The sequence below is a fragment of the Lachnoclostridium sp. Marseille-P6806 genome (assembly GCF_964238185.1).
Lineage (GTDB): Bacteria > Bacillota > Clostridia > Lachnospirales > Lachnospiraceae > Brotaphodocola.
Window position 1 is genome coordinate 260,341 of record NZ_CAXSLG010000001.1, and the last position, 24,917, is coordinate 285,257.

Genomic DNA, 24,917 nt, shown 5'->3' on the forward strand with positions numbered 1-24,917 from the left:
TTAGTTTTCATTGTACACCAATACAACACTTCAATTTTAAACTGTTTTATGCATTATGTCAAGTATCTTACATCCCCAACTGGGAATACTGGACAAAATTTATGCTGCGTCAAAGAACGGTGTCTGTCAATTCCTCCATCACTCGGCGAATTGTCTCAAAGGAAAATCCCCGGCGTCCCAAAGCTGCTGCCAGCTTTCTGGTCTTCTCTGGATCTTCTCCGGCTCCGTCAGTGTATCCTTTTTTCTTCAAAAAACGCCGGACAGCCTCTTCCTCATCTACTGTCTCCTCTTCAAAGCAAAGATCCAGTATCTCTCTGGAAATCCCCTTACTCAGCAGACTCTGACGCAGCTGCCGGATGCTCTTTCCCGCTCCGGCAGTCCGCACATATTTTCTGGCGTACTCCTGATCATCAAGATAATGGTATTCTTTTAAAAAATAAATTGTTTCCTCTACCGCCTCCGGAGCATACTCCCGCTCCTTCAGCTTTCTGCGCATCTCTGCCTCTGTCCTGTCCCGGTATTCCAGAAGGGAAAGCGCACAGTCTCTGGCAGTCCGCACCTGTCTCATCTCTACAGAAGTCCTTCTTCAGCAGAATTTGCGACCTTTCCGGATGCAGGCGCTCCATTTGCCTTTCCAGAAGCATTCTTCATTTCCTCATCAGACAGCTCCGGAATCACTACGTCTCCCGGAAGTCCGTGAAGCTCTCTCACCTTCAGCTCAATCTCTGCACAAATTCTGGGATTATCCTTTAAATATCCCTTTGCATTTTCGCGTCCCTGCCCAATCTTAGCTCCATTATACGCATACCAAGCTCCGCTCTTCTCCACAATGTTGTCCTTCACTGCCAAATCCAGAATGTCTCCTTCTCTGGAGATACCTTGTCCAAACATAATGTCAAATTCTGCCTCACGGAAAGGCGGCGCAATCTTGTTCTTTACAACCTTTACCCGGACATGGTTTCCCACTACCTCACCGCCGACCTTAATCGACTCTGTCCGGCGCACATCCATCCGGACAGATGCATAGAACTTCAGGGCCCGCCCGCCGGTCGTAGTCTCCGGATTGCCAAACATAACGCCAACCTTTTCACGAAGCTGGTTGATAAAGATAACAGAGCAGTTGGACTTGCTGATCACACCGGTCAGCTTTCGAAGCGCCTGCGACATCAGGCGAGCCTGCAGTCCTACATGGGAATCTCCCATCTCACCGTCAATCTCTGCCTTCGGCACCAGTGCTGCTACAGAGTCTACAATCACAATATCCACAGCGCCGGAGCGAACCATGGTTTCTGTGATCTCCAGTGCCTGCTCACCGTTGTCCGGCTGAGAGATATATAAATTGTCAATATCTACACCAATATTCCGAGCATAAACCGGATCCAGGGCATGCTCTGCATCGATAAATCCCGCAATTCCGCCCCGCTTCTGTACTTCTGCCACCATATGAAGAGCAACCGTTGTCTTACCGCTGGACTCCGGGCCATAGATCTCAATCACCCGCCCCTTGGGTACTCCTCCCAGTCCAAGGGCCAAATCCAGGCTAAGCGCGCCGGTAGGAACCGTCTCAATATTCATATTCGCGCCGGAATCGCCAAGCTTCATAATCGAGCCCTTTCCATAGGACTTTTCAATCTGGGTAATGGCTGCATCAAGCGCCTTTAATTTATCATCTCTAGTCATATTATCCTCCAAGCGAACAGACGTTCTTTTTCTCTGTCCTAATCATAGTATACTTCCCTAAAAAAGTCAATATTAACTTATGCCCAAAGGCACCACTTCTTTCTTTCAAAAATCAGATAATAACAATAGGAAATCTGGCGATATGCCGGACAGAAAGGCACAGCTGCCTTTCCAGGATCTGCTGTCTTATGAATACTATAACACAGGAATTTTTTTCCTGTCAAACCTCTTCCATCGCAAAAAATGACACCTTTCGACAATTCCGTAACAATTCAGCCGTGCGAAGATTCAGGCAGAAAAAAAGTTGAAAGTTCTCCTGTATGCACCTGTGTAAATCAAATTTACGGCCATGGAGAACTTTTTTATGGAAAAGAAAAAGCCCTGTACCGTGATGGATGGGTACAGGGTGCATTTTTCTTTCGGAATTAGGATTTCAAAAAAGGATTAAGGATTTATCTGTTTTTCTCTTTCTATGGTTAAAGTATATCACAGATGCCCGGAAAATGTGTGTATATTGTTTAAATAGATTCTTAGGAAATTATTAAGATCCTCCTGTCAACCTTCAGACCTGCCTGGAATACCATAATAGTAAAAAAATAACAGGTATCTTTTGGTGTGTCGGACAAATAGAAATGCCTGGAAAACAGAGCCGCACCGGCTTACCGGCCGCGGCATCGGTGTTGCCGTACTGGACACCGGCTGCTTTCTCCATGAAGATCTTCAAAACAGAATCGCCGCTTTCCGGGACATAGTCGGACGGAAACGGCTTCCCTATGATGACAACGGACATGGCACTCATGTATGCGGAATTATCGGCGGAAATGGATATGCCTCCTCCGGCTCCTGCTGCGGTCTTGCGCCGGAATGCCATCTGATTCCAGTTAAGGTCCTGGATCGGCGCGGAAACGGATATGCCTCTGATGTTCTCTCCGGCCTTCGGTGGATTCGGGAAAACAGAGAGCTTTACCAGATCCGTATTGTCAATATCTCTGTCGGCTCCTTTTCCAGAAAAAACATGAACGAAAATTCAGCCCTCGTCCGGGGCGTCAACGCCGCCTGGGACGAAGGGCTGATTGTAGTCGTTGCCGCGGGCAATATGGGACCCCGCAGCGGAACCATCACAACTCCCGGCATCAGCCGAAAGGTAATCACCGTAGGCTGTTCTGACGATAACCAGGAGGTCAATGTTATGGGCAGCCGGATGGTTGACTATTCCGGTCGAGGCCCCACCTGTTCCTGTATCTGCAAGCCAGATGTAGTAGCTCCCGGAGCCTCTGTTTTAAGCTGTGCCAACTTCCCCGGACGCTATACCTGCAAAAGCGGAACCAGTATGGCCACACCCTATGTATCCGGCGCCCTGGCTCTTCTTCTGGAAAAATGTCCAGAACTCAGCAACCGTGATGTCAAGCTCCTTCTCCGGGAACGAGCCGTAGATCTGGGGCTTCCCCGCAATCAGCAGGGCTGGGGTCTGGTCGATATTGGGGAACTGCTTCGATAATCCGCCGCTTTCCTTCCGCTTTGCCAGAACCGTTCTTACAAAAGTCCTCCACATCTGCATTCTCATTTCTCTATTGCATGAATAAACAGGCCGCTGCGCAGCTTTGGTTCAAACCAGGTAGATTTCGGAGGCATGAGAAGCCCTGCATCTGCCACTTCAAACAGCTCTCTGATCGAGGTCGGGTACATGGAAAAGGCCACAGCTGCACCGCTGTCCACCAGCCGTTCCAGCTCTGAAAGTCCGCGGATTCCGCCTACAAAACGAATTCTGCTGTCAGTCCGGGGATCTCCAATTCCCAGAAGAGGACCTAATATTCTGTCTTGGAGAATGGATACATCCAGCCCCTTTACCGGATCATCGGTGCAAATCTCCGGTCTGGCATCCAGCTGATACCAGCTCCCATCCAGATACATTCCCACCTGTCCCTTCTGTTCTGGAGAAAAGGCCTTCCTTCCTCTTTCTGTTACAACAAAATATCTTTCTGTTTTTTTCAGAAACTCTTCCCGGCTAAGGCCATTCAAATCCTGCACTACCCGATTATAGGGCATAATCATCAGCTGATCATCCGGAAACAGCACTGAAAGAAAATAATTAAACTCCTCGTTTCCTGTCCAGGATGGATTCGCTTCCCGGCGCATAGCTGCAACCTTTACTGCAGAAGCTGCACGGTGATGGCCGTCTGCTATATAAACTCTTGGAATTCCTGAAAAAATACGGTGAATCTCTTCTGCCTTCTGCGGATCCTCGATTTTCCAGACTCTGTGACAGATTCCATCCTCTGAAATAAAATCATACAAAGGCGTTTTTTTCTTTTCCAGGGCTACCAGACTGTTCAATTCCTCCTGAGAACGATATGCCAGAAAAATCGGTCCCGTATGGGCATTTGTCACATCCACATGGCGGATCCGATCCTGTTCCTTTTCTTCTCTTGTATTTTCATGACGTGCAATCACGCCGCTGCTGTAATCATCCACCGATGCGCAGGCCACAATTCCTGTCTGGGCACGTCCCTCCATCACCAGCTCATACAGATAATAAAACGGCGACTCATCCTCTGTCAAAATCCCCTCCTGCTGCCATCTCTTTAGGGTCCTGGCCGCCTGTTCATAAACCTCCGGGGCATAGGGATTCTTTCCATCCTCAAACTGAGTTTCCGCCCGATCCACTGCCAAAAATGACAGCGGATTTTTCTTCACAATTTCCTTTGCTTCTTTCCGGTCATAAACATCATAAGGAAGCGCCGCCACTGCTGACGCCGCTTCCTTACTGGGACGGATACACCGGAATGGTCTGATCTCCGCCATAAAATTCCTCTTTCTTTTCCTAATTTTCCGGTAACTATTCAGGACGGTGGGAGATCTGGCAGAAAAATTCTTATGAAAGCAAGCTTTCAACGAGTTGTTCTGACCGAATCCACGCAAGGCTGAACTGTTACAAATATTAAATCACGCGGACTCTCAGAACTCCGTCAATCTCATTCAGCTTCCGAATCACATCCTCAGACGGACTGTGATCCAGATCCATCAGGGTATAAGCGTATTTATCCTTACTCTTATTGGTCATATCAGAAATGTTGATTCCGCCGGATGCCAGAGCTCCTGTAATCTGTCCAATCATGTTCGGAACATTTTTATGAAGCACGCTGATTCTGCATACTGTTTTCTTCACGCCCATATCGCAGGCCGGGAAATTGACAGAATTTCTGATATTTCCGTTCTCCAGATACTCCATCAGCTGCTCCACTGCCATCTTGGCACAGTTATCCTCAGACTCCTCTGTAGATGCGCCCAGATGCGGAATCACAATGGTATTTTCCATGTTGGCAGACTTGGGATTGGGGAAGTCTGTTACATACTTCTTTACCTTTCCAGACTTTAATGCCTCTGCCATATCGTCATCATTCACCAGCACATCGCGGGCAAAGTTCAGAACCACCACGCCGTCCTTCATCTGATCCAGAGCTTCCTTGTTAATCATGCCCTTTGTGCTGTCTATAGCCGGCACATGAACGGTAATGTAATCGCACTCCTGGAAAATCACATCCAGACTTGTGGTGTGCTTCACTTCACGAGAAAGCATCCAGGCAGCGTGAACGGAAATATATGGGTCATATCCATAAACCTCCATGCCCAGTCCTGCTGCCGCATTCGCAACCAGAACGCCAATGGCTCCCAGGCCAATGACGCCCAGCTTCTTGCCCTTGATTTCACAGCCTGCAAATGCCTTTTTGCTCTTCTCTGTGGTTTTTGCAATATTAGCATCGTCTTTATTGTCCTTGCACCATCCGATTCCGCCGATAACATCACGGGAAGCCAGAAGCAGTCCTGCCAGAACCAGCTCCTTTACACCATTGGCATTGGCGCCCGGAGTATTAAACACTACGATACCCTTTTCTGCGCAGGCATCCAGCGGAATGTTGTTTACACCGGCTCCTGCACGGGCAATTGCCAGCAGAGAATCAGAAAATTCCATTTCATGCATGGAGGCGCTGCGAACCAGAATGCCGTCTGCTTCCTGGATCTCACCGGTCAGTGCATAATTGTCATTCAAAAGATCAGTACCATATTTGGAAATGGCGTTTAAACAGTGAATTTTTCTCATGCCTGATGCTCCTCCTCAAACTTTTTCATAAATTCTACCAGCTTCTGCACACCTTCTATCGGCATTGCATTGTAAATGCTGGCTCTCATACCGCCTACACTTCTGTGGCCCTTCAGATTTACAAAGCCGGCTGCTGTCGCTGCCTTGATAAATTCTGCATCGAGATCTGCATCACCGGTAACAAAGGGTACGTTCATCAAAGAACGATCCTCTTTTACAACAGTGCCCTTAAACAGCTTGCTCTCGTCCAGAAAATCGTAAAGAATTTTAGCCTTCTTTTCGTTGTATTCCTTCATAGCCTGCAGACCGCCGCGCTTCTTCAGCCACTTAAATACCTTGCCGCAGATGTAAATGCCATATGCCGGCGGCGTATTATACAGGGACTTGGCATCTGCGTGAGTCTTATACTGACACATGGTAGGAGTACCCGGAAGCACATCCTCTGTAATCAGGTCTTCACGGATAATCACAATAACCACTCCTGCCGGTCCGATGTTCTTCTGAACACCGCCGTAAATTACGCCGTATTTACTTACATCTACCGGTTCCGATAAGAAACAGGAAGAAACATCCGCTACCAGTGTTTTGCCCTTTGTATTGGGCAGTGTTTTGAACTTCGTACCGTAAATCGTATTGTTCTCGCAAATATATACATAATCTGCATCATCATCGATGGGCAGATCGGAACAGTCCGGAATATAGCTGAAGGTCTTGTCTTCACTGGACGCAACCGCTACTGCCTTTCCGTATTTCTGTGCCTCCTTAAATGCCTTCTTCGCCCACTGGCCGGTGATAATGTAGTCAGCCACACCATTTTTCATCAGGTTCTGCGGTATCATGGAGAACTGTAAATGGGCTCCTCCCTGCAGGAACAGTACTTTGTAATTGTCCGGGATATTCATCAGATCCCTGAGATCCTGTTCTGCTTCCTGGATAATCGTCTCAAATGCCTTAGATCGATGACTCATCTCCATCACTGACATTCCGGTGCCTCTGTAATCAAGCATTTCATCAGCGGCTTCTTTCAGGACTTCCTCCGGCAGAACAGCCGGGCCTGCAGAAAAATTGTAGACTCTTCCCATTGTTTCTTCCTCCCTCTTTTTCTTTTTCTTTTCCTGCCCGGAAACTGGGCCTTCCGCTCCCGGAAAACATTCTTTCCCGGGAACAATATAGAAACAAAACGGATTTTTCCGTTTGTTTTCCCCTCTCGCCGGATTCTTTTTGAATCCTTTCTTAACGGATCTTTAAATCTGTATCGTCAAAAGCATCCTGAATCGGAGCTCCCGGAGATACCATCGGATAAACCTTATCATCGCAGTTAATCTGGCAGTCAATAACCACCGGAGCGCCTAAAGCCATGGCCTCCTGAAGCACTGGCCTCAGCTCCTCCTTTTTCGTTATCCGATAGGCCTTTGCTCCCATTGCCTCTGCCAGCTTGACAAAATCAACGGAGTCATTTAATACCGTATGTGAATAACGCTTGCCGTAGAACAAAGTCTGCCACTGGCGAACCATTCCCAGAACATGGTTATTGATAACCACCTGAATCACAGGGATGCCGTAGCGGGTTGCTGTTGCAATCTCGTTCATATTCATGCGGAAGCATCCGTCCCCGGCAATGTTAAATACCGGCTTGTCGGGACATCCCATATCGCCACATCCCATCTTGGCTCCCAAGGCTGCTCCCAGGCCGTAGCCCATGGTTCCCAGACCGCCGGAGGTAAGAAAGGTTCTCGGCTTTTTATACTTGTAATACTGCGCTGCCCACATCTGATGCTGCCCTACCTCTGTAACAATCAGCGCATCTCCGTGGGTCAGTTCATCAATGGTTTCCATAATAAACGGGCCGGTCAGCTGTGTTTTATCGTATCTCAGCGGATACATATCCTTCAGCCGCTCAATATGGGCCACCCATTCCTCATGATTCATCGGATCCAGACGGGCATTCAGCCGTCTGAGTACCAGCTTCAGATCTCCAATCACACTGGCATGGGTACGAATATTTTTGTTAATCTCCGCTGGATCCACATCAATGTGCAGAATTTTTGCATTTTTCGCAAATTTAGAAGCATTTCCCGTTACTCGATCACTGAAACGTGCTCCGGCTACAATCAGCAAATCACATTCGGAAATACCAAAGTTGGAGGTCTTCGTTCCATGCATACCCACCATTCCGGTATACAGCTCATCCTCTCCGTCAAAGGCTCCTTTTCCCATCAGGGTGTCTGCCACCGGAGCCTGGATTCTGTGCGCCAGGGTCCGCAGCTCTTCGCTGGCATTGGACAGCACAGCGCCCCCTCCTACCAGAATAAAAGGTTTCTGCGCATTGCGGATCATTTCCAGAGCCACTTCCATATCTTCATCCCGGATTGTATCCTTCTGACGGACAATCGGTTCCGGCTCCTGCGGTGTGTATTCGTACTCTGCCGCAGTCACATCCTTTGTAATATCAATAAGAACCGGGCCCGGGCGGCCGCTCTGGGCAATAGTAAAAGCTCTGCGCACCGTATAGGCCAGCTTTTTAATATCTTTTACGATAAAATTGTATTTGGTAATAGGCATGGTCACACCGGCAATATCAATCTCCTGGAAGCTGTCTCGTCCCAGAAGGCTCACGCCTACATTACAGGTAATGGCTACTACCGGTATGGAATCCATACAGGCAGTTGCAATTCCAGTTACCAGATTGGTGGCTCCCGGACCGGATGTGGCCAGACACACGCCTACCTTTCCGGTTGCCCTTGCATAACCGTCTGCCGCATGAGCAGCTCCCTGCTCGTGGGAAGTCAGAATATGGGTAATCTCATCCTGATGCTTGTAAAGAGCGTCGTATATATTCAAAATTGCGCCGCCCGGATATCCAAATACAGTTTTTACTCCCTGTTCCTTCAGACATTCAATCAGAATCTCCGAGCCGTTCAATACTCTGGTTTCGGCCATGTTAAAAACTCCTTATCTATTAAGCTATCTCTTCTGTTTGCATTAATTTCCCATCAATACAGCGCCTTTATCTGCGCTGGTAACCAGCTGGGCATACCGTTTCAGATATCCTGTCGCCTCTGTCTTCTTTGGCGTCCAGTTTGCCCGCCGTCTCTCCAGCTCCTCATCCGATACCTTCATGTTAATGGTATTGGCATTGATATCTATTGCGATAATATCTCCCTCCTGTACCAGGCCAATAGGGCCGCCTGCTGCAGCCTCCGGACACACATGTCCGATGGATGCGCCTCGGGATGCGCCGCTGAACCGTCCGTCTGTCACCAGAGCCACAGAGGAACCAAGTCCCATACCGGCAATAGCTGAGGTGGGATTCAGCATTTCTCTCATACCCGGACCTCCCTTAGGACCTTCGTAGCGGATTACCACCACATCTCCGGCCACAATCTTTCCGCCCTTGATTGCTGCAATAGCATCGTCCTCACAGTCAAAGACACGGGCAGGCCCTTCGTGAACCAGCATCTCCGGTACTACGGCAGAGCGCTTTACCACGCAGGAATCCGGAGCCAGATTTCCTCTCAAAACAGCAATACCGCCGGTTGCGGAGTAAGGATTTTCTACTGTTCGGATGACCTCCGGATTCTTATTGAAACAGTTTTTGATATTCTCCCCTACGGTCTTTCCTGTAACAGTCATACAGTCCAGATTAAGCAATCCCAGCTTGCTGATCTCATTCATCACTGCATAAATACCGCCTGCCTCATTGAGATCCTCCATATAGGTAGGACCTGCCGGAGCCAGATGACAGAGGTTTGGGGTTTTTGCACTGATTTCATTGGCAATATCTACGTTCAGCTCTACGCCTGCCTCGTGGGCAATCGCCGGAAGATGAAGCATACTGTTGGTGCTGCAGCCAAGAGCCATATCCATCGTCAGAGCATTTCGAAAAGCCGCTTCTGTCATAATATCCCGGGGGCAGATATTCTTCTTCAGCATTTCCATTACTGCCATGCCGGCATGCTTTGCCAGAACAAGACGTTCTGAATATACGGCAGGAATGGTTCCGTTGCCCTGAAGACCCATACCCAGAACCTCTGTGAGACAGTTCATGCTGTTGGCCGTATACATACCGGAGCAGGAACCACAGGTAGGACAAACCTTACACTCAAATTCCTTCACATCCTCCTCAGTCATGGTTCCTGCCGCATAGGAGCCTACTGCCTCAAACATACTGGAAAGGCTTCTCTTCTGCCCTTTTACATGACCTGCCAGCATAGGACCGCCGCTGACAAACACAGTGGGAATATTCAGTCTTGCCGCTGCCATTAAAAGTCCGGGAACATTCTTGTCACAGTTCGGCACCATTACCAGTGCGTCAAACTGATGAGCCATTGCCATACATTCTGTAGAATCGGCAATCAAGTCTCTGGTAACCAGAGAGTATTTCATACCCACATGGCCCATGGCAATTCCGTCGCAGACTGCAATAGCCGGAAACACAATCGGAGTGCCTCCTGCCATAGCCACACCCTGCTTCACTGCATCTACTATTTTATCCAGGTTCATATGTCCCGGAACAATCTCATTATAAGAGCTTACAATACCAACCAGGGGACGCTCCATCTCCTCATCTGTCAGTCCCAGGGCCCGAAAGAGTGAGCGGGCCGGCGCCTGCTGCATCCCTGATTTCGCATTATCACTTCTCATTGCTGCATATCCTCCTTCTGTCTTGCGCTTGATCCGCTGTATTTTCTATGCTACTAAAGTATCTGTTTTTCTGAATAGCTGCACTTACTCAATATATCCGGCAATCAGCTCGCCCATCCGGGTAGTTCCTACCAGGGTACAGCCCTCTGCCATAATATCGCTGGTTCGATAGCCCTCTGTAAGCGCCTTCTGCACAGCCGCCTCAATAGCATCTGCCTCCCGATCCAAGTCAAAGGAGTAACGAAGCATCATGGCTGCTGAAAGTATCGTTGCAATCGGATTGGCAATGTCCTTTCCTGCAATATCCGGTGCTGAGCCGTGACTGGGCTCATACATGCCAAATTTTGTCTCATTTAAGCTGGCTGAAGAAAGCATTCCAATAGATCCGGTAATCATGCTGGCCTCATCTGATAGAATATCGCCAAACATATTCTCTGTCAGAACTACATCAAACTGCCCCGGATTCATCACCAGCTGCATTGCACAGTTATCAACCAGCATATGCTCCAGCTTCACCTCCGGATAATCCGCTGCAACTTCTTCCACAACCTTTCTCCACAGACGGGAAGAATCCAGCACATTCGCCTTATCCACACTGATCACATGCTTTTTCCGCTTCATGGCAATATCAAAAGCCTTAACTGCAATCCGGCGAATCTCATTCTCATTGTAGGTAAGGGTATCTGTTGCCTGCAGAACTCCGTCTACCTCCTCTGTATGACGTTCTCCGAAATACAGACCGCCAGTCAGCTCTCTCATAATCACCATATCAAAGCCATCTCCGATAATCTCCTTTTTCAGGGGACAGGCATCGGCCAGCTCCTGATATAAGTAGGCCGGACGGATATTGGCAAAAAGATTCAGCCCCTTTCGAATAGCCAGAAGTCCTGCCTCTGGTCTTAAATTAGGAGCCACATCATACCATCTGGAATTTCCCACATTTCCGCCTACTGCTCCAAGGAGAACCGCATCGCTGTTTTTCGCTGTCTCCAGGGCTTCCTCTGTCAGAGGCACTCCATATTTGTCAATAGAACATCCGCCCATCAGCACCTCTGTGTAAGTAAAGGTATGACCAAAAACCTGGCCTGCCTTGTCCAGAACCCTGCACGCCTCCCGTACAATCTCCGGTCCGATCCCATCACCCGGAATGGTTGTAATCTTACAATTCATTGCCATTCTCCCCTTTTTATCCCTGTTATTTTCTTCTTTCTGGTGTTTCTTTTCATATTATCGCATTTGACAGCATTTTTCAACTAATCAACGTGAATTTATTCACGAAATCCATACATGAATGGAATTTTTCCCATAACTACAGGTTATTATAAAAAGCCCTGCTCCCTTCTTCCAACCCATGGCGATCCCCGCGGAGCGTTTTTATGTCATAGGACGTAATTTCCTATGACTAAGAAAGAAGCTCGCTCGCGAGCTTCTCCGCCTGCGGCGGGTCGCTTCTGCGACAAAATTCTCTTCCGCCCCATGGCGATCCCCGCGGAACGTTTTTATGTCATAGGACGTAATTTCCTATGACATAAAAACAGGCAGAGTGACCGCCTTTGCTGCCTCTCTGCCTCATTCTGCACATTATAAAGGTTACTTTCCTACTACCCATGCTCCATCCTTGCCTACATAGTAGCTGTCAATGGTCATGTCAGTAGCCATCGTATTATCTTCCTGAAAATAATACCACTTTCCATCAATCTCCTGCCAGCCGGTCACTGCCGCGCCGCTTCCATCAAGCCAGTACTTTTCATCTCCCGACTCCAGCCAGGTATTGACTGCCATGGTTCCATCCTCCTGAATCCAGAACAGAACATCTCCGCTCTTAATCCACTGATTGGAAGCCATCGTGCCGTCTGATTTGTAATAATTCCATGATTCTCCGCTGCGCACCCATCCGGTCTGCGCCAGTACGGGAAATGCAGAAGCCAGAACCATCAGTACTGTCAGTATCAGTGCCGTTCCTGTTCTTCTCATCTTGCCATCCGCTCCTTTTAATGAATGATCTTCCGACCGGAAGCATCCACACGATACCCGCCGGGCACCAGCGCATCCACAGCCAGAACACCGCTCTTTAAGAAATAATACTCTTCACCGTCAATAACCTTCCAGCCATTCTTAAGCGCTACGCCATTTTCCTGGAAAAAATACCACTTTCCATCTTCTGTCTGTCTCCAGTCATTAGAAACCATCTTTCCATCCGGATCCAGCCAGTACAGATCAGAATTCAGCTTTAAAAGCTGATCCTTCATGGTCAGACCGCTGCCGTCTACGTAATACCAGGATTCTCCATCATAGAGCCACTCAGTTACAGCCATCTTGCCATTACTCTTGACCCAGTAGGAAGCAGTGACAGTTCCATCTTCTGCAGTTGTGTTTACCCACATATTTTTTGCCACCGTACCGTCGTCCAGATAATAAAACCAGTCTTTTCCAACGGTTCCCCAGTGTGCCGCAAAGGCTGCCGTGGTGGACAGTGATGCGAATACTGCTGTCAGGGCCATCACCCGGAATATATTTTTCTTCATTGCAAATCCATCTCCTTTTCCAACAGCGGTTATCGCTGTAACCTCTTTCTCATTTTTCATTTCTTCTCTTCTATGGATTAATCATACGTTTTGGGGTCTTGTTTGTCAATAAATTTTTCCTTACAATTCCCTGTCTCTGTTACGACATACAGCCATACCAGCCCAGGAAAGAAAGTACCCTGGCACATTCTCGAACCAAAGCACAGCTGCGTCAGCAGACCTTTTTCTCTGGCACACAGTGCATATTCTTCGCGAAGCATTTTGCATTATAAAACACACTTCCCTATAATATGGAAAAACGGCAGAGAATTTTCTCTGCCGCCGTTCAAATAGCATTAATCCAGATCCTCTTCGCCTACCAGCTCATCAAACTCCTGATCATCCAGAAGCTCGTCAAATGCGTCTGCTACGATCTCATACTCATCATCATCCATGATGTTGTCCAGGCTGGGATTTCCGTCTGCATCCTCTGTATAACGATACAGATATACCTCGCCCTCTTCAGCCTCAGCGCCTTCCATCGGAAGCAGCGCAATGTAATCTCTGTCGCCTGCTTCGAAAATCGTCAGCACCACACACTCCAGCTCACTTCCGTCATCCAGAGTCAGTGTGACAGTCATCTCTTCCTGTTCCAGTTCTTCATTGGGATTCTGTGCCATGTAAGTTGTCCCTCTCTTTCTCGTCTGGCTTGCCGCCATAGTCTCACAGTTACACTTTATCAAACTTTCCCTATGAAATCAAGATTTTTTGTAACTATTCAGGACGGCGGGAGAACTGGCAGAAAAAATTCTTGTAGAGTTCGCTTGTAAAGGGATTTTTCTGCCAGTTCTCACATCGGAGGAATCTCCGATGCTTCTTGTCCGGCTTTGCCGAACAAGAAGATGCCCCGTCCTGAACAGTTACGATTTTTTCAGATAATTACGAAACAGCTGCATAATTCCCACCAGTACCTGCTTGTGCTCTGAGGGAAGCGGTTCCCATTCTGCTACCGGAAAGTCTGTCAATCCGTCCTGTTCGCGGTTTTCCTCAATCATAGCAAAAAATTCTGAAAGCTGCAGTCCAAAGGCTCTGCATATTTTATCCAGGCTGCTGATACTGATTACGCTGCGCTTATTTAACATCGTAGTCAAAGTAGACTGCTTGATTCCGCTCATTTTAGAAAGCCGATACCGGGTCATCCCTCTCAGCTCCATTAATTCCTCTATTTTCCTGAGAATCCGCTCGTTATCCATGTTCTTTCTCCTTCTCATCCGTATGTCTCATCTGCGCAAGCCTGATATATATCTGTTGTTTTTCGGGTACTGTATCCTTAACAGTGTCCGTCTTAATCTTATTGGATTTTATAACCAGAACATAGATTTAATATTTTGATATTATATGACGTATATTTGACATATTTTTCCAATTTTTCCAAAAAAATGTTTCTTCCACCAAAAAGAAAAAGCGCAGGCATACCGGCCTTTCACCGCCATGCCTGACGCTTTTTAATACTCAATTCCCTTTCGTGCCCCAATTCCCTTTTCAAAGGGATGCTTTTCCGCGTGGATTTCTGAAATATAATCTGCCATTTTTTTCATGCAGTCCGAAGGATTTCTCCCGGTAAGTACAACCTCCATTCCCTCCGGCCTGGTTTTTAAAAATTCCGCCACTCTCTCTTCCTTCGTCAGTCCAGTATTGCAGGCGGCCATAATCTCATCAAAAATAACCAGATCAAATTTTTCCTTCACTGCCCTGGCACATGCCGTTTCCAGCATCTGTCCATACCACTCTGACGCCTCCCGCCGCTCCTCTTCTGTCATACGAAATGTAAAGCCGAAGGTTTTTTCACAGGGAACCACCTCTATCCCCGGAATCCGGCGCAGAACGGAAACCTCTCCGGAATCCTCTGTTTTCAGAAACCGGACTATCAGAACTCTCATTCCACGTCCGGCGGCCCGAACCGCCAGCCCTACCGCTGCCGTGGTCTTTCCCTTTCCGTCTCCGCAGTATATGTGAACATATCCTTTTTGCTGTTTCACTGCTTTCCTCTGCCTTTCTCCCAGTTGACGTTTCCCGGCACAGAGCCAGGTGCTTCCAGATATTCATCAATAAAACGGGATCTTTCCTGAGGACGTCCATACCGCTCTCTGGCATAATATACATGAAGCCGATCTTTGGCCCTTGTCATGGCCACATAAAACATCCGCCGTTCTTCTTCCAGATCTGCCTCCAGAACAGCCTTATGATGAGGAGTCACGCCTTCATTCGCATCTAAAATATAGACAATCGGAAATTCCAATCCCTTAGAGCTGTGCATAGTCATCAGAGAAACACAGTCTGTATTCAGGCTGTCCCGATTAGCAAGCTGCTGTCGGAGCTGTTCTCCATATTCCCTCATATGCTCCTGCCACGCATCCATTGTTTTGTAGGAGGAAGCGCTCTCCTGAAGCTGATCTGCAATCTGCAGCAGATCCTCTGCCTTCATTCTCCTGTTCTCAGCGTATTCCCGAAGATAGTCGTCGTAGCCTACTGCCTTGCGGATATAATTCACCGCCGCCACGGGAGCCATTCTGCCAATCATCTTTAAGTCATACTCCAGCTGTTCAATCCGCTCTACCATCCATCCTCTGTCCTGATACCAGGACTTCAGACTATCCCAGGAGATAATCTGTCCCTCCAGAGCATCCCGGCTGACAAATCTTTTCGGACGATTGATCACCCGCAGCACATCTGCTCTCCGAGCCTGTCTGTGCTTTGCCAGTTCATCGCCTGCTATGCGGATATAAGCCAGGATATCCTGGGTAATCCAGTGCTCATACAGGTTGGGAAGAGAATCCTTCATCCGGAAGGGAAGGTTCCATTCCATCATCCGCTCCATTAAAAGCCGCGGCTCCATGCTGGTCCGGTAAAGCACTGCAATATCCGACAGATGATATCCCATCCGCACATAATCCTGAATTTCCTCCACAATCGTTCTGGTTTCTGTATGGGCATCCGCAAAGCCCATAACAGCCACAGGCCGGCCCGCTCCCCGAAACGCCTGGATTTCTTTGTCAAACCGCATTTTATTGTGGCGAATCAGACGGCCCGCCGCATCCACAATAGAGGAGGAGGAACGGTAGTTAATCCCCAAAAGGGTTCTCTTTGCTGTTGGATAATCCTTTTCAAAGCCCAGCATAATCTCCGGTTTTGCTCCCCGGAACCGGTAAATAGACTGATCATCATCTCCTACAATGAACAGATTGTTCTCCGGTGCAGCCAGCATTTTTACGATTTCATACTGAACCCGGTTAATATCCTGAAATTCGTCAATCAAAATAAACCGGTACCTGCGCTGCCATGCCGCCAGAATATCCTTTCTCTGATCAAACAGCTGGTAGCACATCACCAGCATATCATCAAAGTCAAGAAGTCCCTTTGACTCCAGGCCCCGGTTATAGCCCTCGTAGAGCTTTTTAAATATTTCTTCTGAACAGTTTTTGGAATAATAGTGCTCCAGACTCATCATCTCGCCTTTGACCATGCTGATTTCCGATAAAATGGAGCTGATAAATTCACCCTCATCCTCCACATCAATCCGGTATCGATCCACCAGCTCCCGCATCAGCTGAATCCGCTGCTCCTCCCGGACAATGTTGGAGGCATCATAGCGGTATGCATGTTTGAGAATACTGAAAAATACCGCGTGAAAGGTACCAAAGCTGACGGGGAGACTCCGTCCCTCCATCAGCTTCTGGAAACGCTGCCTCATCTCTGAGGCAGCAGCTTTTGTAAATGTAATAACCAGGATACTTCCCGGATCCACCCCGTAGCCCTCCACCAGACATCTGACCCGGTGGGTGATTACCGTGGTTTTTCCGGAGCCCGGTCCTGCAAGAACCATCATGGGCCCCTTCAGATGGCGGATGGCTTGCAGCTGTGATTTATGAAATGCCATGAAGCTTCTGTCTCTCCTCTACTGGCTTAAAAGCTCAATTCCCCGGCGGATTCTGGCCAGAGATTCCTCCTTGCCCAGTACCTCCATAATCTCTGTTGCACCAGCCGGAGTCATCTGCTTTCCGGATACGGCAGTACGGATAGGCCACATTACAAAGCCAGTCTTAAATCCATTGTCAGATACATACTGCGCCAGAGATGCATAAAGAGCATCGTTGGTAAAGTCTTCCTGGGCCTCCAGAATCGGAAGCACATCCTTCAATACCTGAAGGGAATTTTCCCCGTTGGTTTTCATTTTCTTGTGTGTGTACATTGCTACATCATATTCCGGAAGCTCCTGGAAAAAGTCAATGTGATCCGCAATATCCGGGAAAATCTCAATTCTTGTCTTCACCATAGCTGCGATCTTTTTCAGATCCAGATCCTTTTTGATCACCTGACGGATATACGGCTCAGCCATCTCATAGAAACGATCAAAATCCATAGCCTTTAAATACTCGCCGTTCATCCATTTTAATTTGACAATATCAAAAACTGCCGGGGACTTGCTGATATTACGGTAGTCAAATGACTTAACCAGCTCATCCAGAGAGAAAATCTCCTGATTGTCTACCGGAGACCAGCCCAGCAGAGCCACATAATTTACAACAGCCTCTGCCACAAAGCCCTGCTCGATCAGATCCTCAAAGGAAGAATGTCCGCTTCTCTTGGACAGCTTTTTGTGGAACTCATCTGTAATCAACGGGCAGTGTACATAAACCGGAACTTCCCAGCCAAAAGCGTCATAAAGACGGTTGTACTTAGGAGAAGAGGATAAGTATTCATTGCCCCGAACTACATGGGTAATTCCCATCAGATGGTCATCCACTACGTTTGCAAAGTTGTAAGTAGGATAGCCGTCGGATTTAATCAGAACCATATCATCCAGCTCAGAGTTGTCTACCGTAATATCGCCGTAAATCTCATCATTAAAGGTAGTCGTTCCCTCAGTCGGATTGTTCTGGCGGATTACATAAGGCATTCCTGCTGCCAGATTGGCTTCTATCTCTTCCTTAGACAGATGCAGGCAATGCTTATCATAGGTCATGATCTCTTCGCCGTTGACTGTAGTTTTCAGGGAATCCAGACGCTCCTGAGTACAGAAGCAATAATATGCCTCTCCTTTTTCAATCAGCTTTTTTGCATATTCCAGGTAAATTCCCGCTTTCTGCCGCTCACTCTGAATATAGGGACCGCAACCGCCGTCCTTATCCGGTCCTTCATCATGAATCAGGCCGGTCTGAGCCAGAGTTCTGTAAATAATCTCCGTAGCGCCTTCTACATAGCGCTCCTGATCCGTATCCTCAATACGCAGCAGAAAATCTCCGCCTTCATGCTTGGCAATCAGATAGGCATACAGCGCTGTTCTCAGATTGCCCACATGCATCCGGCCGGTAGGGCTGGGTGCGTATCTTGTTCTAATCTTTGTCATGTCTAAACACTCCTTATCTTCTTATGGGCAGCTTCGACCCTTTTCCTCTGGTCTTTCGCCCTTTTTGTACCTCTTCAGGCAACATTATATACCACTGTCACTTAAAAGGAAAGACGGTAATTGCCATTTCCTGTTCCATATACGGAAGAGGAGAACAGAACCCTTGCTGCTTCTACCAGATATGCAGTATCCTTGCTTCCCGCAGTTTCAAAACAGGAATGCATAGCCAGCTGGGGCAGACCGATATCTACGGTGTTAAAGGCCACCTGGTTGCCGGAAATGTTGCCCAGAGTAGAGCCGCCCAGCATATCAGACCGGTTATGGAAGGTCTGGAAGGGAACCTCTGCCTGCTGACACAGAGCCTTAAAGAGAGCTCCTGAAATTGCGTCTGTGGTGTATTTCTGATTAGCGCTGTATTTAATTACAATACCCTCATTTAAATACGGACGGTTGGTGGGGTCTGCCTTGTCTGCCTGATTGGGATGAATTCCATGAGCATTGTCTGCAGAAACCATAAAGCTGGAAGCAACTGCCGTCAAAAATTCCTCCTCGGTCCGTCCCATAGCGCTGTTGATCCGGTGAAGCACATCCTTTAAGAAGGTAGATGCCGCTCCCTGCTTGGTGCCGCTGCCTACCTCTTCATTGTCCAGAACACAGTGAACGGCAACGCTGTCCTTAGGCTCTGCTGCCAGAAATCCCTTTAAGGATGAAAATGCACACTGAAGATCATCCAAATGCGGGCTGGCAATATACTCGCCGTTTAAGCCAAAGGTGGTTCCCTTATCCCGGTTGTACAGGAAAAGATCTGTATCCAGAATATCTTCCTGCTTAACGCCTGCCTCTGCAGCAATCATAGCAAGGAAGCAGCCCTTCTCCTGTCCGCCGCCGCAGAACAGAGGAAGCATATCCTTCTGGGCATTAAACTCATATCCATCGTTTACGCTCCGGTTCATATGAATGGCAAGATTAGGGATAATCAGCAGATCCCGATCCACCTTCACCAGTCTCGTTTCCACTCCATTCTCTGTTTTTACCACAATCCGTCCTGCCACAGAAAGGGGGCGATCCAGCCACGGAGAGCAGATCATGCCGCCGTATTTTTCTACATTCAGCTTTACATAATGCTTCTCTACTTCGATCTCTGCATTTGCCTTTACTTTAAATACAGGGGAATCGCTGTGGCTTGCCATAACCTGAAATCCGGTAAAATCCTTTTTGGGAATCCGGAATGCAATCAGAGCAGAGTCATTGCGGGTTACATAGTAGCCCTTTCCCGGCTCCAGCTGCCACTTTTCTCCCTCCAGAAGACAGCTGCAGCCGGCCTCCTCCAGCATAGCCTTCATATTGGCAACTGCATGGAAGCTGCTGGGGCTGTTGTCCAGAAATTCCATCAGCTCCTGATTTGTTTTTTCAAAATTAAATTCTTTCATTCTGACTACCTCTTTCTATCCTTTCCTTTCGGTATCCTGTAATTGCTCAGAAAGACCCAAGAGCCTTCTCCAGGGCTTTTTTCAATGTCGCCGCGCTTCCGCCACGGTGGCAGAAGCCATCCATTCCGCAGTTTCGGGCGCCTTCAATATTCAACGGCTGATCATCAATAAAATAACATTCCTCCGGCCTCAGCCCAAACCGCTCAAACAGATGAAGATACATCTCCTTCTGCGGCTTCATGCATTTTACCTCTGCAGAAAACAGCACTCCGTCAAAACAATCAATGGCCGGAATCACCTGTCGGTAGCAGTCCAGGAGACGGAGAGATGCATTGGAGCAAAGATAAATCCCATAGCCCTTTTCCTTGTACTCTCTCACCACATCGCCTGCTCCTTCTATGGGCCACATACAATATCTGTGCCAGTTTTCCATACAGAGGGCCGCCGGCTGCCGAAGCCTTTCAGGAAGCCGGGAACACATCTGTGCCAGAGCCTGTTCCTCAGGAATCACGCCCATATCCAGCTGAACCCATTCGGGAGATACAAACACAGCCGTATGCACCTGCTGCTGATCAGACGGATCCTGCAGGAAATGCTCGCAGACACGCATTCCGTCATATCCCACAAGAACCTTTCCCATATCAAAAACAATGTTTTTTATCATCCTGTTCCTCCTGCTATATCGCCTCTGCATCAAAATCCAAAAGCCATGCTAAGATTGTAGCATATTTACTGACAAAAAGAAACCCACTGAAAAAAGGAAACCGCGTTGACTTCTCAACATTCGTACTTTATAATACAATTATTCGTTAATCAACATTTTTTTATATTTCGTTCATATTTAGATAAGGAGTATTATGCAGGAAAGCAAACAGGATCGCCGCATCCGCCGGACTCGCAGACTTTTGAAAGAAAGTCTTATCCAACTGATGCAGGAAAAAGAATTTATGAATATTTCTGTCCGGGAAGTGACAGAGAGGGCCGATTTAAACAGAGGAACCTTTTATCTCCACTATCAGGACACCCGCCATCTTCTGCAGGATATTGAAAATGAAACCCTGCTGGAGTTTCAGCAAATGCTGGATCAGTACCGGGAAGCGCCTCAGAAGCGCTCTCTCATGCCCATGCTGAATCCCCTGATTGATTATGTCAGCGAGAATGCCGGCATTTGCCGGGTCCTTTTCGAAAACAGTGCTGCTATTGATTTTCTCAGCCGCCTTCGCCAGGGAATCCACGAAAACGGCCAGGAAATCATTCAGGAGCTTTTTCCTGATACAGAAGGCGCAGTTGTAGATTATTTTTTTGAATTTATTACCTGCGGGCTCATTGGCCTGATGAAGCATTGGCTGGACTCCGGTCAGGCTCTTCCCAGGGAACAGCTGGCTGAAATTGCCGATCAGGCAGTTCTGGGCACTGCCCTTCAGCTTCTGAAAAAGGACAGTTCCGCTGCCAGTTAAAGCTGTCCTTTTTTCCGCAGCTCTATCGAAAGCCGTTCAGCAGCTTCCAGCATGAGGGCAGATACCGGCGCAGCCACTTCCCTACCAAATAGCTGATCGCCAGCACCAGAACCGGCATAACCAGAAACAGCGCAAACGGCTCCCATTTAACCGGATTCCAGAGCCGGGCCGCTGTTTTGTTGATCAGACGCACAAGCGCAAAATGCGTAGAATAAAGAAAAAAGCTGTAATTCATAAAATCCCTTGGCTTTGGAAGTCTTTCTCCCGGCAGTATCAGCCACAGACCGGCTGCCGCCAGCAGACGGCACAGAACAAAGCCCGGAATGATCGCCCGAGACAGCCCCCAGAAATACGCCCAGCCAGAAAAGAGCACAAAAGCTGCCCCGACAAAAGCCCTGCAGGGGCTCCAGGACGCCTCTGGACTCCAGATCCTTTTGTTTTTTACCATAGCCAGGGAAGCTGCTGTCCCATAATAAATCAAAGCATCCACATTGACTGCCGGAAGCTGGATGTCCTTCCACGCCATCCACCACAACACCGCCATAAGTCCGATTCTTGTCTGCCATCTTTTCAGAAGCGGGTAAAGCACAGGGGCCAGAAGTGTCAGAGCAATCAGCTGATAAAGATACCAGAACACATAATTATAAGTATAATTGATCACTGCATCTATGGCAGCTCCCAGAGTAAAGGGTATCGTTCCCTTTCCTACTACATCTGTCACCCAGGGAAGACGGCTTCCAATCACATATCCTATATAATACAGAAAATTCCACAAAATAAACGGCACAAGAAGACTGCGAATCCTACGGTTCCATTTGCCCCACAGCATTTCCCAGCGAAAGCCACGGTAAAACAGATACCCGGAAATCATAAAAAACCCCGGTACTGCAACCTGCCCCAGAAAATCTCCTATCAGATGCTCTGCCCAGTACACGTCTGCCGCATCCTCTGACCATCCCAGAAACAGCTCCGCATTATAAGAATGAACCCATACTACAAGAAGGCTGAACAAAAATGTGAACCAAATCACCTTTTTTCGGAACTCTGATTCTGTCACCGCGTCCGCCTCCCTCCCATGAACTGTTACTTTTTATTATTTCCACTGTAACTGTTCAAGACGGGGCATCTTCTTGTCCGGCAAAGCCGAACAAGAAGCATCGGAGATTCCTCTCATGTGAGAACTGGCAGGAAAATCCCTTTACAAGCGAGCTTGACAAGAATTTTTCTGCCAGTTCTCCCGCCGTCCTGAATAGTTACCATCTATTTTATCATGAGGCGAAAGGATTGTGAACTCCCATTCTCAAAAGCTGGAAAAATCAGAAACGGTTCAGCCAAGGCTCTTCTTGCCCACTTACAACACAGCAGAGCTGTCGGGTGTCTGCTTTTCTATAAACAAATCCATACTTCCAGAACGGAACCCCTCCAAATCCAGAGTCACATAAGGAAAGCCCAGTTCCTTTAACCGGCGAATCACCAACTCCCGTTTTATCAGCACCTGCTCCAGACATTCCGGATCCAGCTCTATGCGGGCTACATTTCCGTGAAGACGAAGCCGGACATTGCCGGAAAACAATTCCCGCAAAAAGGCCTCTCCCTCTCCAATCCGGGTAAGAATCTCATAGTTTAATTCCATTCCGTAAGGAATTCTGGTAGCCATACAGGGCGTGGAGGGCCTGGAGGCCACAGAAATTCCGTATAGGGACGCCAGAGCCTTTACCTCTGCCTTTGTTATGTGAAGCTCTGCCAGAGGACTGATAATTCCCAGTTCGCCAAGAGCCTGAATCCCCGGCCGATACACATGCATATCATCTTCATTGGTTCCGTCCAGAATACAGGAGCTTTTCTTTTCCTCTGCAAATTCCTTTAAGCTGGAAAACAGCCTTCGCTTACACAGATAGCATCTGTTTTTCGGATTCATCCGTATATCCGCCTGTTCCAGCTCGTCAATCGAAATCACCTGGTGAATTCCGCCCAGCTCTTTTGCCACCTGACCTGCAATTTCCAGATCACAGGCCGGATGAAGGCGGCTGTCAAAGGTTACGGCATAAACCTTTTTTCCTGTTTCTGCCACAGCATCTACTGCCGCCTTCAAAAGAAGGCTGGAATCTACTCCTCCGGAAAAGGCCAGACAGATATCTCCGGCAGCCAGCTCTCTCATTCTCTTTTCCAGGCGGGCTTTCTGCTCTGATATTTGATTCTGCATTATGTTCTCTTGTTGTTCCCTCATCATTTCTGCCCTTTCTCCGTATCGTTCTTTTCCGTTACCCTTTTTCCTGCTGCTTCTTTTTGGGATTCTTTTCGGTTATCCCTTTTTCGGCTGTTCTTTATTGCGTCTTTCCGGCTGTCCTCTTTCCGGTCATTCTTCTTCCTGGCTATTTTGTTTTCTTGCCGCCTGCTCTGCTTCTCCATACACTCTTCGGTAATTCTGTCCCATTTCCTGGCATACTGCTTTTACACTTTCATACTCCGGATAGCAATAGGTATTTCCCTTGTGGGTACAGAGTTTTACTTCTACTGGTCCAAATTTTGTATCCACTGTGGTTTTTCTCCGCTCCAGAACAGTCCGTTCTGCTGGACTGCGTCGAATTCCTATGGTTGTGGTGTTGGCAAAAATAAGCTCCTCCAGCTGCTCCCGTCTCTGGCTGTCACACAGTACAGACAGCATATATGCCGGACGGTTCTTTTTCATATAAATCGGCGTATACCATACATCTGCCGCTCCTGCCTCAAACAGAAGTTCCATCACAAAGCCCAGCATTTCCCCTGTACAGTCGTCCAGATTTGTTTCCAGCACCCACATTCCGGACGGCTTCTCTATCAATCTCGGCTCAGGTGTCTCCTCTTCTTCCAAAAGCATAGCACGCAGAACATTTGCCTGACGAAACTCCTTATTGCCTGCTCCCATTCCTGTTTTGCGGATTCTGCAGCCGGTTGGAAGCTTCTTTCCTGTTGACAGGGCTGCTGCAATGGCAGCTCCCGTTGGCGTTACCATCTCACCGTCATTTTCCGTAAAACGAAACTCCAGATCATATGCCGCTGCAATATTGGCCGTAGCCGGTACCGGTACTGGAATTACTCCATGCTGGCAGCGTACATATCCGCGGCCTTCTGCCAGCGGAGATACAACAACCTCATCTACTCCCAGATTATCTACACAGACAGCAGTGCTGACAATATCGATAATGGAGTCAATTGCACCTACCTCATGAAAATGCACCTGTTCAATGGGAAGGCCGTGAGCCTTAGACTCTGCCTCCGCAACAATCAGAAACATTTTTCTGGCCAGATTTTTTACATGTTCATTGGTATCCAGTCGATCAATAATGGCATAGACATCATGCAGATTGCGATGTTCATGACCGTGCGTATGAGCATGGCTGTGCTCGTAGGCATGACTGTGTGTATGATCGTGAACGTGCTCATGATCGTGGCTGTGCTCATGATCGTGGCTGTGCTCATGATCGTGGTCATGTTCATGATCATGGCTGTGTTCGTGCTCCAGATGCACATCAAAGTCAAAGGCATCCAGTCCGCAGGTCACTTTTCTTCCAAAGTGCAGATGATATCCATCCACCTTCATACTGTCAAGCACCCGTTCCAGCTCTTTCTGATCCGCCCCCAGATCCAGCAAAGCTCCTACCGTCATATCGCCGCTGATTCCTGAATTACATTCCAGATAAAGTATTTTTTTCATTT

General features: G+C 48.0%; 22 protein-coding genes. 2 read left to right on the forward strand and 20 right to left on the reverse strand.

Going from position 1 to position 24,917, the window contains the following annotated elements:
- Positions 1 to 109 precede the first annotated feature (109 nt).
- Both ACESON_RS01185 and recA read right to left on the reverse strand, forming a co-directional pair.
- The gene (locus ACESON_RS01185; protein ID WP_373108093.1) at positions 110 to 568 is read right to left on the reverse strand and encodes a regulatory protein RecX; all 459 of its coding nucleotides are present in this window, start codon (positions 566 to 568) and stop codon (positions 110 to 112) included.
- 2 nt (positions 569 to 570) lie between these two features.
- A complete protein-coding gene (recA, locus tag ACESON_RS01190; RefSeq protein WP_177959827.1) occupies positions 571 to 1,680 on the reverse strand; it encodes a recombinase RecA in 1,110 nt (369 codons plus the stop codon).
- A 613-nt stretch (positions 1,681 to 2,293) separates the two neighbouring features.
- On the opposite strand from recA, the gene ACESON_RS01195 reads away from it, so the two are divergent.
- Entirely contained in the window at positions 2,294 to 3,178 is an 885-nt protein-coding gene (locus ACESON_RS01195; RefSeq protein ID WP_373108095.1) for a S8 family peptidase, read from the forward strand.
- A 62-nt stretch (positions 3,179 to 3,240) separates the two neighbouring features.
- On the opposite strand, the gene ACESON_RS01200 is transcribed toward ACESON_RS01195, so the two are convergent.
- The 15 genes from ACESON_RS01200 to ACESON_RS01270 form a co-directional block, all read right to left on the reverse strand.
- Positions 3,241 to 4,482: a DUF1015 domain-containing protein gene (locus ACESON_RS01200; RefSeq protein WP_373108098.1), complete on the reverse strand. Its 1,242-nt coding sequence runs from the start codon at positions 4,480 to 4,482 to the stop codon at positions 3,241 to 3,243.
- Between the two features lie 136 nt (positions 4,483 to 4,618).
- Positions 4,619 to 5,779, reverse strand: coding sequence for a phosphoglycerate dehydrogenase (locus ACESON_RS01205; protein WP_373108100.1), 1,161 nt, complete (start codon positions 5,777 to 5,779; stop codon positions 4,619 to 4,621).
- On the reverse strand, positions 5,776 to 6,861 hold the full coding sequence (gene serC, locus ACESON_RS01210) for a 3-phosphoserine/phosphohydroxythreonine transaminase (protein ID WP_177959823.1): 1,086 nt from the start codon (positions 6,859 to 6,861) through the stop codon (positions 5,776 to 5,778). Before serC ends, ACESON_RS01205 begins: the two co-directional genes overlap by 4 nt.
- A gap of 151 nt (positions 6,862 to 7,012) precedes the next feature.
- Positions 7,013 to 8,719 carry a biosynthetic-type acetolactate synthase large subunit gene (gene ilvB / locus ACESON_RS01215; protein WP_373108102.1) on the reverse strand — a complete coding sequence of 569 codons (1,707 nt, stop codon included), beginning with the start codon at positions 8,717 to 8,719 and terminating at the stop codon, positions 7,013 to 7,015.
- A gap of 42 nt (positions 8,720 to 8,761) precedes the next feature.
- Entirely contained in the window at positions 8,762 to 10,423 is a 1,662-nt protein-coding gene (gene ilvD, locus ACESON_RS01220) for a dihydroxy-acid dehydratase (RefSeq protein WP_177959448.1), read from the reverse strand.
- 84 nt (positions 10,424 to 10,507) lie between these two features.
- A complete protein-coding gene (gene leuB, locus ACESON_RS01225; RefSeq protein ID WP_373108105.1) occupies positions 10,508 to 11,593 on the reverse strand; it encodes a 3-isopropylmalate dehydrogenase in 1,086 nt (361 codons plus the stop codon).
- Between the two features lie 420 nt (positions 11,594 to 12,013).
- Positions 12,014 to 12,397 (reverse strand): hypothetical protein, encoded by a 384-nt coding sequence (locus ACESON_RS01230; protein WP_177959450.1) that lies wholly within the window; start codon positions 12,395 to 12,397, stop codon positions 12,014 to 12,016.
- Between the two features lie 17 nt (positions 12,398 to 12,414).
- Positions 12,415 to 13,008 carry a hypothetical protein gene (locus ACESON_RS01235; protein ID WP_177959451.1) on the reverse strand — a complete coding sequence of 198 codons (594 nt, stop codon included), beginning with the start codon at positions 13,006 to 13,008 and terminating at the stop codon, positions 12,415 to 12,417.
- A gap of 275 nt (positions 13,009 to 13,283) precedes the next feature.
- Entirely contained in the window at positions 13,284 to 13,607 is a 324-nt protein-coding gene (locus tag ACESON_RS01240; RefSeq protein WP_177959460.1) for a DUF1292 domain-containing protein, read from the reverse strand.
- Between the two features lie 240 nt (positions 13,608 to 13,847).
- Positions 13,848 to 14,180: a helix-turn-helix domain-containing protein gene (locus tag ACESON_RS01245; protein WP_177959452.1), complete on the reverse strand. Its 333-nt coding sequence runs from the start codon at positions 14,178 to 14,180 to the stop codon at positions 13,848 to 13,850.
- A 252-nt stretch (positions 14,181 to 14,432) separates the two neighbouring features.
- A complete protein-coding gene (locus ACESON_RS01250) occupies positions 14,433 to 14,966 on the reverse strand; it encodes a cob(I)yrinic acid a,c-diamide adenosyltransferase (protein ID WP_177959453.1) in 534 nt (177 codons plus the stop codon).
- Entirely contained in the window at positions 14,963 to 16,864 is a 1,902-nt protein-coding gene (locus ACESON_RS01255; protein WP_373108107.1) for an ATP-dependent helicase, read from the reverse strand. The genes ACESON_RS01250 and ACESON_RS01255 overlap by 4 nt, the downstream gene beginning before the upstream one ends.
- 18 nt (positions 16,865 to 16,882) lie before the next feature.
- Positions 16,883 to 18,334 (reverse strand): glutamate--tRNA ligase, encoded by a 1,452-nt coding sequence (gltX, locus tag ACESON_RS01260; RefSeq protein ID WP_177959455.1) that lies wholly within the window; start codon positions 18,332 to 18,334, stop codon positions 16,883 to 16,885.
- A 101-nt stretch (positions 18,335 to 18,435) separates the two neighbouring features.
- Positions 18,436 to 19,764 (reverse strand): M18 family aminopeptidase, encoded by a 1,329-nt coding sequence (locus ACESON_RS01265; protein ID WP_177959456.1) that lies wholly within the window; start codon positions 19,762 to 19,764, stop codon positions 18,436 to 18,438.
- 46 nt (positions 19,765 to 19,810) lie between these two features.
- Complete coding sequence (locus ACESON_RS01270) at positions 19,811 to 20,428, reverse strand: HAD family hydrolase (protein WP_373108109.1); 618 nt, start codon at positions 20,426 to 20,428, stop codon at positions 19,811 to 19,813.
- 193 nt (positions 20,429 to 20,621) lie between these two features.
- Between ACESON_RS01270 and ACESON_RS01275 the strand changes: the two genes are divergently transcribed.
- Positions 20,622 to 21,221, forward strand: coding sequence for a TetR/AcrR family transcriptional regulator C-terminal domain-containing protein (locus ACESON_RS01275; protein ID WP_177959458.1), 600 nt, complete (start codon positions 20,622 to 20,624; stop codon positions 21,219 to 21,221).
- 22 nt (positions 21,222 to 21,243) lie between these two features.
- On the opposite strand, the gene ACESON_RS01280 is transcribed toward ACESON_RS01275, so the two are convergent.
- The 3 genes from ACESON_RS01280 to larC all read right to left on the reverse strand — a co-directional run bounded on the left by ACESON_RS01280 (position 21,244) and on the right by larC (position 24,915).
- A complete protein-coding gene (locus tag ACESON_RS01280) occupies positions 21,244 to 22,278 on the reverse strand; it encodes an acyltransferase family protein (protein WP_373108110.1) in 1,035 nt (344 codons plus the stop codon).
- Positions 22,279 to 22,572: 294 nt separating this feature from the next.
- Positions 22,573 to 23,424: an ATP-dependent sacrificial sulfur transferase LarE gene (larE, locus tag ACESON_RS01285; protein ID WP_373108112.1), complete on the reverse strand. Its 852-nt coding sequence runs from the start codon at positions 23,422 to 23,424 to the stop codon at positions 22,573 to 22,575.
- Positions 23,425 to 23,577: 153 nt separating this feature from the next.
- Entirely contained in the window at positions 23,578 to 24,915 is a 1,338-nt protein-coding gene (gene larC, locus ACESON_RS01290) for a nickel pincer cofactor biosynthesis protein LarC (protein ID WP_373108114.1), read from the reverse strand.
- Positions 24,916 to 24,917 lie beyond the last annotated feature (2 nt).